This window comes from Blautia sp. HCP3S3_B11, assembly GCF_052064435.1.
GTDB lineage: Bacteria > Bacillota > Clostridia > Lachnospirales > Lachnospiraceae > Blautia_A.
Genome location: NZ_JBQHVP010000005.1, coordinates 106,147 through 118,395 on the forward strand (window position 1 = coordinate 106,147; position 12,249 = coordinate 118,395).

General features: G+C 39.2%; 7 protein-coding genes, 1 pseudogene and 1 CRISPR repeat array. All 8 genes and pseudogenes read right to left on the minus strand.

Annotated elements, in window-relative coordinates; genetic code table 11:
* Window positions 1-60: 60 nt before the first annotated feature.
* The 8 genes and pseudogenes from ACTNC0_RS05200 to ACTNC0_RS05235 all read right to left on the minus strand — a co-directional run bounded on the left by ACTNC0_RS05200 (window position 61) and on the right by ACTNC0_RS05235 (window position 12,217).
* On the minus strand, window positions 61-840 hold the full coding sequence (locus ACTNC0_RS05200) for a substrate-binding periplasmic protein (protein ID WP_441086591.1): 780 nt from the start codon (window positions 838-840) through the stop codon (window positions 61-63).
* A complete protein-coding gene (locus tag ACTNC0_RS05205) occupies window positions 841-2,958 on the minus strand; it encodes a SulP family inorganic anion transporter (RefSeq protein WP_441086592.1) in 2,118 nt (705 codons plus the stop codon).
* Between the two features lie 19 nt (window positions 2,959-2,977).
* A complete protein-coding gene (locus ACTNC0_RS05210; protein ID WP_441086593.1) occupies window positions 2,978-3,451 on the minus strand; it encodes an NADAR family protein in 474 nt (157 codons plus the stop codon).
* Window positions 3,452-3,572: 121 nt separating this feature from the next.
* A CRISPR array of direct repeats spans window positions 3,573-4,003; the repeat unit is 36 nt; unit sequence GTTTGATTCCCCTACGAATTTGCACTGCTCTCAAAC.
* A gap of 72 nt (window positions 4,004-4,075) precedes the next feature.
* Window positions 4,076-4,744: pseudogene (gene csn2, locus ACTNC0_RS05215) on the minus strand (type II-A CRISPR-associated protein Csn2).
* Complete coding sequence (gene cas2 / locus ACTNC0_RS05220) at window positions 4,741-5,064, minus strand: CRISPR-associated endonuclease Cas2 (RefSeq protein ID WP_441086594.1); 324 nt, start codon at window positions 5,062-5,064, stop codon at window positions 4,741-4,743. The pseudogene csn2 and the gene cas2 overlap by 4 nt, the downstream one beginning before the upstream one ends.
* Window positions 5,065-5,084: 20 nt before the next feature.
* Window positions 5,085-5,957, minus strand: coding sequence for a type II CRISPR-associated endonuclease Cas1 (gene cas1 / locus ACTNC0_RS05225; RefSeq protein WP_441086595.1), 873 nt, complete (start codon window positions 5,955-5,957; stop codon window positions 5,085-5,087).
* Window positions 5,954-10,030: a type II CRISPR RNA-guided endonuclease Cas9 gene (gene cas9 / locus ACTNC0_RS05230; RefSeq protein WP_441086596.1), complete on the minus strand. Its 4,077-nt coding sequence runs from the start codon at window positions 10,028-10,030 to the stop codon at window positions 5,954-5,956. Before cas9 ends, cas1 begins: the two co-directional genes overlap by 4 nt.
* Before the next feature lie 249 nt (window positions 10,031-10,279).
* On the minus strand, window positions 10,280-12,217 hold the full coding sequence (locus ACTNC0_RS05235; protein ID WP_441086597.1) for a bifunctional metallophosphatase/5'-nucleotidase: 1,938 nt from the start codon (window positions 12,215-12,217) through the stop codon (window positions 10,280-10,282).
* Window positions 12,218-12,249 lie beyond the last annotated feature (32 nt).

The following is a 12,249-nucleotide window of genomic DNA, read 5'->3' on the forward strand; positions in this document are numbered from 1 at the left end:
TATCCAATCCGGACCGCCCCATGCTGTTCCAGCCAGTTCTGTTCCTCATCCGTAAGAGTTTCAAGGGAATTTGCAGAGATACCTTTTATAAAGATCGTCTGTATAAAAAGGATTCTCCCTCTCTATCTTCTGCATTACCTGATCCAGCTCTTCTTTCAAATCCGGGCGTTTTTTGCTGACTGCAAAATAGTTATAGGAGCCGCCGATCAGAAGAGCTGGTGAAATGTTGTCTCTTTCCCACTGTGGAGATTCATTTAAAACAAATCCGTCAATTTCATAATTTTTCAATTTCTGACGAACATCATCTGCACCGGTAATATCAACCTGCTGCGTGTTCACTCCATGGCTTTTCTCCCACTCATGAAACATCTCGGTAGAAAGTGTATCCGGCATCATCCCGATTCTCTTCTCATTTAATGTAGTCAGATTTGAAGCAGAAATGTCTGTATTGGATGGATTCACATAGAGATAATATCTATCCTCGCCCATAGGCAGTTCCGAAAAAAGCATGGAAGTGGAACGTTCCTCTGTATAGGAAATGCCTCCCAGCAGATCGATCTGTCCATTTTTCAGCATGCTCATCAGTTCTGCCCAGCTTCCCTCCACATATTCATATTTCCATCCGGTATGCGCAGCTACTGCCTGCTGGTATTCGTAGCTGTAGCCTCTCCTCTGACCGTCTGGTCCTGTGGTATTATAGGTTCCCTCATACCAGCCTACTCTGACAACCTTAGATCTGTCCTCCTGTGCTGATACAGAAAGGGGAAGCACAGTAATATATAAAATAAGGCATAATAAAATGCAGATGTAACTCTGTACATTTAACTTAAACTTTTTCATTTATCGGTTATCCTTCTCACGCTGCTTTAATACCAGTGCATACACATCCGGCCATTTTTTCTCCAACTGCTCATCCAAAAGCCGCCTGCGCTCCTCGAACATTGCCACCAGCTCTGGATGCTCTTTCAGCATCTGTTCCCGAAGCTTCTTTCGATGCTTCTCAAAACGTACAGTCAGTTCCTGTTCATCCTGTCCGGAAATCTTTACAATTTCCTTCATGTGCTCTTCCAGATGCTCAATCCATGCATCTGCATCAAGTTCATCCATATGATTCCACTGGCCATGGAGCAACTCCTGCATATTTCCGTTCTCTTTCAGCTGTTCAATCTGCAGATGGATCTGCTTCTCTATCTCTGCCTCAGAATCAGAACCAAAAGCCCAGACAAATTCCTGTACACTGTTGTCCACACGCTTCCTGAACGGAGAACGTTCTGTATTATCTACATTGCCCTTCAAAGGATAAGGATAATGGATTCCCATATCCTTCAATGCAACATGTATAGTCCGGCGTACACGTCCCTCTTCAATCATAAATCCAAGTCCCAATGCACGCATCTGTTCATTCAGCTCAGCGATATGCTCTGTTATGTAGAAACGAATTCCTTTTGCTTTCAGAGAACGGTACAGAATTGCAAGCCTGTCCGCAGCTGTAACATCAATGCTGCCAATGCCGCTGGCATCCAGAATTACTGCTTTGGTATCCGGCCCAATGGCATTCTCAATATCCTGCTGTAAAATATCTATATTTGCAAAAAACAGGCTGCTGCTGAATCGATAGATCACCACACCCTCAATCTCGCAGTTATGCAGGCTTTCCGTAAGATCCTCGAAATGCCTGTGCCCCGGCTGTACTCCCAGAAAACAACGTGCCGGTTTTGCAGTACGGATGATCATCTCTGCAAAGGAGAGAATAATACCGATCAATACCCCATTGATGGTACCAAACATCAGCACTCCCCAGAATGCGCCCCAGTAGATCAGGCATTCCTTTTTGCTGATTTTTCTCAGACGTACAGCCAGATCAAATTCCGTTGCCCCCAGAAGTGAGGATATCACAATTGCAGTCAGCATGGGAACCGGCAGATAAGCGATCAGCCCGGTTGCTCCCAGAAGCACCAGAATCATGGAGATTCCTGCAACAATTCCGGTCAACTGTGTTTTTCCCTGGTACTGTTCACTGATGGCGGTACGTGACACCGAACCGTTGATCGGACAACAGCCGGTCAGAGCTGCCGCCAGATTTCCCATGGAAAAGGCTACCAGTTCCTGGTTGGCATTTACCCTGTAACCATTTTTCTGTGCAAAGCTGTTCTCACCAAGCAGAGTTTCTGCCATGATCACTACAGCAATGGACAGACTGTAGATAACTGCTTCCTTCAGACCGATGGCAGAGAAGTCAGGAATACTCCATACAGGCAGCCCTGGTTCTACTGCATCCAGTGTGCAGATTCCCCAGTTGGAAATCGGGACGAAATAAGATAATAATACACCTGCAGCCATCAGAACTACTACCATAGGAAACTTAGGCATGATTTTTTTCATCACCAGAAGAATGACCAGAGAAACCAGACCTAAAATCAGGGAAGGCAGATTGATCTGTCCCAATGTAGTCCAAATATGCTCTGCCAGTTCCGGCAATTCCCCGGTTCCTGCAGTTCCGCCCATTAATTTGGGCACCTGCATGAGAATGATCGTGGTGCAGATACCTGTGATAAAGCCTCCCATTACAGGTGCGGAAATATAGTTTACCAGTTTTCCTGCTTTAAAAAATGCAAATATAAACAGCCAGACTGCCACAAAAAATGTGAGCACCGGCACAACCGCCATGGCCTGTTCCGAACCACTCTGGATTCCCATTTCCACCAGTGCCGCCCCGATCAATGCTGCAGGTGCTGCATCCACTCCGAAGATGAACTGAGGTGATGTGGAAAACAATCCAAACAAAATAATCGGGAATACAGAGCCGTACAGTCCATAAACCGCCGGAAGCCCCGCAATCTGTGCATAGCCCATGGAAATCGGGATCGAAACAGCCATGATGATCAGCCCGGTGAGGATGTCCTTTGATAAATTTTTTCTGTCGTAATTTCGCAATGTTTTGGCTAACTCAAGGTGCATTTGTTTTATGTTCCTCCGCTTATAACTGTTCTCTGACTAACATTAACGCATATCCCAGAAGATTGCTGCCTTTCCATTTACTTCGCTCAAACCTGTTTGGATCTCCCATGGATAAACCTATTCCCCAAATCTGATCTCTTACTGCGCATTCAGCTAACACAGCATCACCTGTATCAACAAGTTGTCGTTTTAAGTCTGTGTTTTGACTGAATTTCGCTTTTAATCCCTCATAAACAATAAGTTGCCTTACACCATTCCAGGCATTTTCATCATAGTCATGTACTTTACGACCTAATTTCTTAATCTCAGCAACATCATCTGTATGAAGTATGTCATTAGCTATTTTTTCATCATGAAAGCGGCATGCTTTCTGATACATCATAAACTGCTCCATTGACGAAAAATCTATTCCGTTGACTGTGAAATGACTAAGATACCAGTTACTTAAATAGCCATTTTCTTCATCTGGGTTATGGAAACATATAACGTTCATTACATTTCACCTACTTTCTTTTTACAAAATCATTTAATTTAGATAAACAACTGTTCTAATTTTCTCTATGAATTTGCACTGCTCTCAAACAACAAGTGGCTGTTCTCTGGCGCTGACTCCAGTTTGATTCCCCTACGAATTTGCACTGCTCTCAAACATGGAAGTTATTCCTGTTCTCGAAAGTTCCGTTTGATTCCCCTACGAATTTGCACTGCTCTCAAACAGATTCGTAGCTTTCCCGGATTCGTTCAAGGTTTGATTCCCCTACGAATTTGCACTGCTCTCAAACAGTACGCATCTCCAGTTGTTTTACTTTCGTGTTTGATTCCCCTACGAATTTGCACTGCTCTCAAACCAGGCAGCAGAATTTCCAGAGATGGAAGCAGTTTGATTCCCCTACGAATTTGCACTGCTCTCAAACAGAGGATTTGATTATATATGCGATGCCATGGTTTGATTCCCCTACGAATTTGCACTGCTCTCAAACTTAATAGCTATGGGTAGAAAGGATTTTTTGTTTGATTCCCCTACGAATTTGCACTGCTCTCAAACCTCAAATGTTTGAAATAAATGATCTGCGAATCACTTGTGCAATTTCGCAAGTTGTATTTACTCACCCCTATACTAACACAAAATGCAGAAATCTGCATCTACAATATGTCTGCATTCCCATTCAAGAATTGGATGTTCGCTACTTTCCAGTATCAGTATCTGTATATCTCTTTCTATTATATTCTGCAGAAATAAATTCATCTCTGCATCTGAAAGATAACTCCGCAAATTTACCAGGATAAATAATTTTTTTCCATCATATTCCTGAACTAATTCAAAATAATCCAACAGTTGTTCTCCCAGGTTGTCATAATCATCGTCTACACAAATTCCCGCAGCTTTAATCAACGTCTCAATTGATATTTTTGAAAATCCAAAAGCTCCAACCATATCCAATGATAATTTCATGAGATATTGCTCCCACTTTCCAAGCATTTACTTTGTTTCCAGATAATGGCTCTCATCTATCGCAATATTCTGCATCCTTGTCGTCATTTTGGTAATAAGATTTTTCTGATTCATATCAAATGGTACAAACCTTGTAATCAGTTCAATATGTTTTGCCATAGGCAGAACCTTATTATCTTCTGACAGCACACTTATTCCTTCTTCTCCTTGAACCTGATTAAAAATATCTCGAATCACACTATAAAATAGTTTTTGATTTTCAATAACTATGCTACAGCATCGGCCACCCGCACAATCAAATATATGATCAATCTCAGATAAAATTATTTTCATAATATGATCAGCCTCTCTTCCGAATCTATGATATCACTGGTATATTCCCCCACTATATAATCCATTTTTACAAATTGTTTCTCCGTAATAGTTATTGTCTGAATCAATCCCTTAGGTGGTTTATTATTATGTACCATATTTTTCATAGATTTTTCCATAGATGGACTGGTCATCATTTTACAGTAAACAGATTCCTGTAGCATAATAAAACCATTTTTGATCAAAACCTTGCGGAACTTCCTATAATTACGTTTATCCTCATTGGTCAGTGTTGGAAGATCAAAGAAAACTATCATTCTCATAAACCGAAACCCACTCATATCTCTTTCTCCAAAACAAGTCACACTATACTATAAAATTTAATTTCCGCAGAATCTTTGTCGTTAATCGCATCTAAAACACTTTTGGTATATATTTTGATAGCATTCATTACAAATTGATTCTGACCGTCAATCATAACTTTCTGATCCAATAGAGTCCACATAAAATGTTTTTCATCCTGTTCAAATTTTGTTGGCTGCATACTATACACCATACGGTCTACCAGAATACGAAATGGCTCCATAAAATCACAGGAGAGGTTGTAATGATTAAACATGTTGTTATGGAATATTCCAAGCTGTGTCAAATACCCATTTGCACTGACTTCCCGGTTAATAGCCGATAGAACTAAACTATATCCATAGTTAAGTGCAGCATTTGCAGGTATATCTGCACTTCTGGTAAAATCCATACCAAACAGTGCATTAAAATATACCTTTGCAGCATGTCCCTCACGATTAGTCGAATCTGCCAGTTCTACTTGTTTCACGTATTCTGACAACATACCTGCCTGTTGTATTTTTCCAATTTCCATCAGAAACTCTGACTGCTTGCGGATCTTTTCACTGACAATATCTCTCCAGATAATATCTTTAATGTTCTGTTCCCAGACAATCTGCGTTCGTATTTTTGCTGCACTGTCATGACATCCATGATGAGGCATCAACTCAGCTACTGGATTCCGTTTCCGATCGCAGAAAATAACTTTGATTTTTTTCTCTGTTAATGCTTCAATCAAAATCCCAGTTAATGAAACTGCAGGATTCTCTATTAGAAGAATTCCAATTTCATCAAGCAAAACCCTTTTGGTTTCTAATCCTCTAACGACCATATATCCCATTTTATAATCCAGTTTTGCCTGATTTTCAATTACTACAATTCTCCAACTCATAATAACTCCAATATATTTTCTGAACGCTTTTCCCATATTCCGGATGGTGACTGATCAATAATTCTGACATCTGAGTATAGCTTTTTCCAATTTGATATTGTTGAACTGAAATTAACTGTTGCACCGCTATTAGACGAACCACCAATCAATGACAAATCACAGCCACTTGTCATACGACCAAATACTGTTTGAATATTCATCAAAACCACACATTGTTCTTTAATATTCAATTTTTCAAAACGTTCCTGTCCATCCATGAGAATTTGTACTGGTGAATTTACGCGCTTACTAAAAATTGTATTCTGTAATTTTTCAATATACAGTTCATAAAGTTTTTGATTTTCCTCTACAGATACCTTATCATATTCTTTATCATATATAAAATCAGGATTCTTCTTAAATTTTTCAGTAAATTTTTCCAACTTCTTCATATAGCCTTTCCAACAATCCTCTGAAGAAAACTGCATTACCGACTGTGCCACCAGACATTTTCCTTTGCCTCCAGTTCCAGTAATACATACTCTGAATCCATCTAACGATAGCATTGTATTAATCTTCCATGGACGCATACCCAACGGAAATGAAATTTCATCTACCTTCTTGCCTAAAATACTTTTTAATCTGTTAAACGTATATTCTCTGGCAAATGTTTCATCTTCTAAAAAATGTTTTCCATGAAGCAATTCTACCGGCATAATTATAATTGCACATTTTTTCCTGATTTTATATTTGACAGGCATCAAAAACATTATACCAGCTTTATTATACCCACCATATTTTTCAGTAGGCAATCCCGCCTTTAAAGGAATCAAGCCGGTTCCTTTCTTAACTGGATTCTGGTCAAACAATCCTCCTGTTTTAAATGTAGCAAACTTCACAAAATGTGCTGTGTTCTTCTTCGCGATTTTCTTGACCTTTGCAAGCATCGACGCTCCATCCCAAACTATGGTTCCCTGGCAATTCACCGGATGAGAAAAAACTGTTTTTGTTTTTATACTATATTCTGAATCAACACTAAACCATTTCTTTGAAAATCGCATATTATAAACATTTCCTGCCACAATATTTAAATATGCATCCACTGCATGGTGCAAATCATTATAAGTTCTGGACTTTGGCAAATCAAATTCGTGTCGAAAATCAGAAACAAGTCCTGCCTTTACATAAACAATGTCTATGTTCGGAAATCTTTCCTTCAACAAGCCTGCTATTAACTTTGTAGATTGAGATGTCTCTGTAAGCTGTCGATTAATAAATCCATATTTTTCATTATCTGTAAACGGTGTTGACCTGATAAGACGCTTATATTTTTCATCACTGATCACTCCAATATGATGCCACCAGGTCCATTGTCCCTGCATTCTATTACGAATTTCAGGACTAATAGGGTATACATTACCTTTTGTTCCATTTATCTTTGATAATACCAATACTTTGTTATTAATAATACTGTCATCCTTTACATATGCCTGAGGATATATGTGATCTATGTCGTATTCTTTTGAGCCAGACATAAGCTTTTCCAGTTCTATAGGCATTCCACTGTATGCACATTTTCCAAACTGTATAAAGTACAGAAACAGATGCTCTCCCTGGAGCCGACTGTCCACACGCTCTCCCATAGATTCTAGTTGCTGTTTTAAATCCCGTACATCTTCTTCTCTACATTTAGCGTAAAGCTCAAGAATCTGTTGTTTTCTGCTTTTTGTTCTCTTTCCTTTCTGATCGGCCCATCCGCCACGCGTCATTTCTACAAATATCTTATCTGGCTTTCCAAATGCCTTTTCAATATCTTTTACAACAGCAAGAGTTCTGTAAACCGGACGCCGCACTGAATTGGAAACACGCATTTCATCAAGACGTTCTTTTAAACTCTGTTTTTTCCCAGTGTAATATTCCTGTGTAAATGTCTCCACAGCTTCCCGAAATGTATATTTATCCGAAAGTATTTCCATTAAATTATCATTGGTTTCCCACATTATCCGCAGAATCGTTGTCATCTCTCCATCCTGCTTATTGCATCCCTTTAATTCTGTTAAAAATGTTCTGGATAATTTTCCAAACTCTTTAATTTTGATTTTAGTGATGTAGCGAATATCATCCTGTGAAAGATCAGGATATTCTTTTCTAAGCCATTTTTTTACACGACTCTTGTCCTCTGCATAAGAAGCCCTCTCTATAATTTTTTCTACATCATTTTCAGATAAAATTTCTCTGCTCAAAAGATTTCGAAATGCATAATAAGATGACAAACAGGAATGCACTTGCTCATCAATTCCGCTTATCAGTTCTGTCGAACCCTTAGCCAGATAATTATTGCTTATAAGATATTCTTCAATATCCTTTCGCCGCACTTTCTTTTTCTTTTCAAATAATTCATGATAGATTCCCTGTTTTACTTCAACAGGGACTTTGCGCCCATCAATCTTAAGATTATTAAGTTCATTCAGCACCATAAATTTCTGATAGCATAGAGAATCTTTTGGCAAAACATCTTCCCCTGGCAAATAGGTGCATTTATTTGTCATCCTTTTGATAAATGCATTCTCACTGGCATCCTCGTCTATCATGTCTTTGTAATTCCATGGAGTAATCTTTCCGGCTTTACGTGAAATCCATGAAAAATCTGATTTCTTATTTAACGGTCCTACATAATACGGAAGTTTATACCTGAAAATGGATACCACTTTGTCCATCTCACTGATTCCATTCCTGACTTCATTAAGAAAAGGCAAATATAAGGATGCATTTTTCAAAATTCGAATCAACTCATATTCATATAATTGATGTGGTATTACACGATTATCAGTATTCTTTTGTTTAGGCAAAAAGATATTCAGCTTCAGACGTTCACACATATCCTCATATGACTGTAAATCTGTTTTCTCCGGCTTTATTGGACTCATAAGTTTCAAGACATATTTTGAAAACTCCTCTGCTTTTGCTTTCTTTTTAATCTGACTTGCAGTATCTTTATCCATGTGACCTGTGTAAGCCACATAATTATCAGCTTTTGCTTTTCTGAATACTTCATTGTATTTATCAGGTACATATTTACGGACAAAATATTTCAATATCTGTAAATCTTTCCCATGCTGCTCATATATCTGTACTTTTGCCATGGAAATCGTTTCAGAATGACCGTTTAAAATATCTGCCAGTACACTCCAGTCATATAGTCCACGTAATGCTATGAGCAGGTCATAATCCTCTCCGATATTGCCTGAAATTTCACCAAACTTCTCCTCGTCCATCCCCAACGATACTGATCCCAAATCCAGATATTCTTCTTTGCAAAAAACGTCCTTTAATTTACACTGCCCGCCTGCCAGAAGTCGTATGATACTGTCCTGGCTAAAAGGAAACTCTTCAGTTCCGGATTTTTCCGGCTTCTTTCCTTCCAGAAGAATATTTTGTAATTCTTTATTTTTTACCGTTACACCTGTTTTTTGTTTCAATACCTCTGACAAAGCACTTACATCTATTTCACCCCATGGTCTTCTGTATCCATTTTCAGTAAAATAATTTATAAAATTTTGATACACTGAGCTGATATCCATGATTTCATCCAGTTTTTCCACATTGAGATTATTAAGGAAATGTCCTCTGTGTGTTATCAGCCATGCGCAGGCCAGATATATCAGGCGCACATCATGAGGATTCTTATTATTCATTAATTCACAGATCAAATGGTGAATCGTTGGATATTCTCCCATATACTGAACATCTGTATATTCCTCATCATTGAAAAAAACATACCGGTCCTGAACATCCTCTCTCCAACGATAGCTTTCCGATAATCGAATAAAAAAACGATCATCTACCTTTGAAATTTCTTTAGCAAAAATTTCCTGCAGCAGATTTATTCTTTGCTGTCTCCTGTCCAGTCTTCTTCTTGCAGAACGATGACTTCTTCTTTCATCGCTCAAAGAAGCTGCATCAAATATAACACTGCCCCATACATCATCCCCATGAACTCTCAAAAGATTATACTGATCATCTGTCACAGCATATCCGACTGAATCAGTTCCAATATCAAGTCCCAGATAAATTTTTTTACTTTTCTTTTCCATTTGACATTTCTCCTCCCATATATTATTATAAAGATGCAAATCGTAGTTCCCCTACGGATTTGCACTGCGAGTTCAAATAAAAGTAAACTCAACTCACTGGTTTTTCCAGTTGCACAGTGTGTGCATTTAAAGACTTCATATTATGTTATGAGGTCTTTTTCTTTTTTCCAAAATAGAAATAGCTTTTCACATATCCACCCTTTACCCTCCTGATAAAGCAGTTGATCATGCAATGTTTATAATGAAATGCTATCTCCTTCTTCTGATAATCTTTACAATTCCAAAGATCAGCAGCAGAATCACCCCAACAGCCACAATACAGATTCCCACAATCGCTATTGCAAATTTATTTGGATGTTTTACCAGATTTATGATGTTTTTGCTGTTGTCTGCAACTTTTCTTTCGTGTGTTGTATTATAATATTCCGGCACATTTGCAATTCCGTCTTTGTTTGTGTCTTCAAAGGATTGCATATACTCTGCAATTGCAGCCCAGGCTTTCAGTTCTTTTTTTCCATCCATAACTGCATAATCTTCCAGATTCTCTATGGGATTGCCGTTTTTATCTTTGGGGACGATGGATATCAGACCATAGGATTTGTCCAGAACAGAGCCAAGCATACGGCCAGTGTACAGGTCGGTGACAACATGATATAATTTATCGTCCTGTATTTCTTCCCTTTCCCCGTCCTTGCCTGTCAGATAACAGTCTGTTATTTTATTTAAGATCATGCGGTGGGGATTATAGGTGAAATTCATTCCACTGCAATATAATCTGGCTATTGTCATAAAATCTGAAATTGAGGCATCTACCTCTGCCACTGTTTTCAGTTCTTTTCCCGTTAAATATGCACTGATCAGAGGATAACCTGCAAGTCCGTCCTTTCCTGTTCCCAGCGAGAAGGAATTATATACCTGCTCCACTGTTATATCGCCTTTTGTATAAGTATCTCTTACAGTTCCGGCAGGTACGATTGCAACATCTACTTTTTCTCCGTCAGAGTCTCCTGTATTCTCTACTGCATATACATAAGCATCTGATATGATATCTCCCAGATTTAACTCCTCATGCTTTGTTTCCATCTCACTGAGGCTGTTAAATTCAATGTCATTCTCTGCCAGAATTTCCTCTCTGGTGTAACCAAAATTGGAAAGATAATTGGTGTCAACAGTATCTGACAATTCATCTATTTTCTTCTGTGTGGCTTCATCTGCTTTGATTTCATCCGTAACCGGAACAAGCTCATAGGTATCCGTTTCCCACCGTCCATTCTCTTTCTGAGTCATGGAAAGTGTTCCCAGGTTTTTCCCATATTCTCCACAGGATACGATGCAGGTATATCCCTGCAGGATTGGTTCTGCCAACTGTGTGTGGGTATGTCCGCTGACGATCAGATCAATGTCCGGAACATTCTTTGCAAGGATTTCGTCCTCTGATACTTTTTCGTCCTCCCATGTTCCGCTGTGTGATACACAGGCGATCATGTCTACATCTTCGTTCTTCTTTATTTCCTCTACTGTTTCTCTGGCTGCTTCTGACGGATCTTTGAAAAGAAGCTCGCAGGTAGGAGCGCAATCCAGAGAATCCTTGCCGAAAACACCCAGTACTGCAATCTTTACATCGCCTTTTTGAATTACCGTATAGTCTTTTACTCCATATGTCTGAAATGCTTCATAAATCTGTTTCTGTCCTTCACTGAGTCCGGCTTTTTTCATTGCATCCCAGTCCACATTACACACAACCATCCCGGGAAGATTTTCGCCTGAACTGACTGCGGCGTTCAGCATATCTGCCAGACCATCGGAGCCGTAATCAAATTCATGATTTCCCAGAGTTGTCACATCACAGCCCAGATATCCAAGCATCCGCAGTTCGGCGGCCTCAGTGTCATATACAGTCTGTATCAGAGTTCCCATGGAGAAGTCTCCGCCATCCAATATGAGTGTATCTGTATTCTCTTTCTCGTGCTCATTGATCAATGTTTTCAGCCGGGCAAACCCGCCGGTCTCCTGCTGTGTCCCGTCTACAATCATTTGAAAGCTGTTCAAATGGGAATGCAGGTCATGGGTGAACAGGATATCCAGATGTTTTGGCTCCTCTGAGGCGTTTACCTGATATCCTGTCAGTCCTGAAACGCTCAGCATAAATATAAATGTGAATGCGAATGCTTTTTTTAATAATTTCATAAAATTCTCCTGTAATATCAAAAATGGTTTCG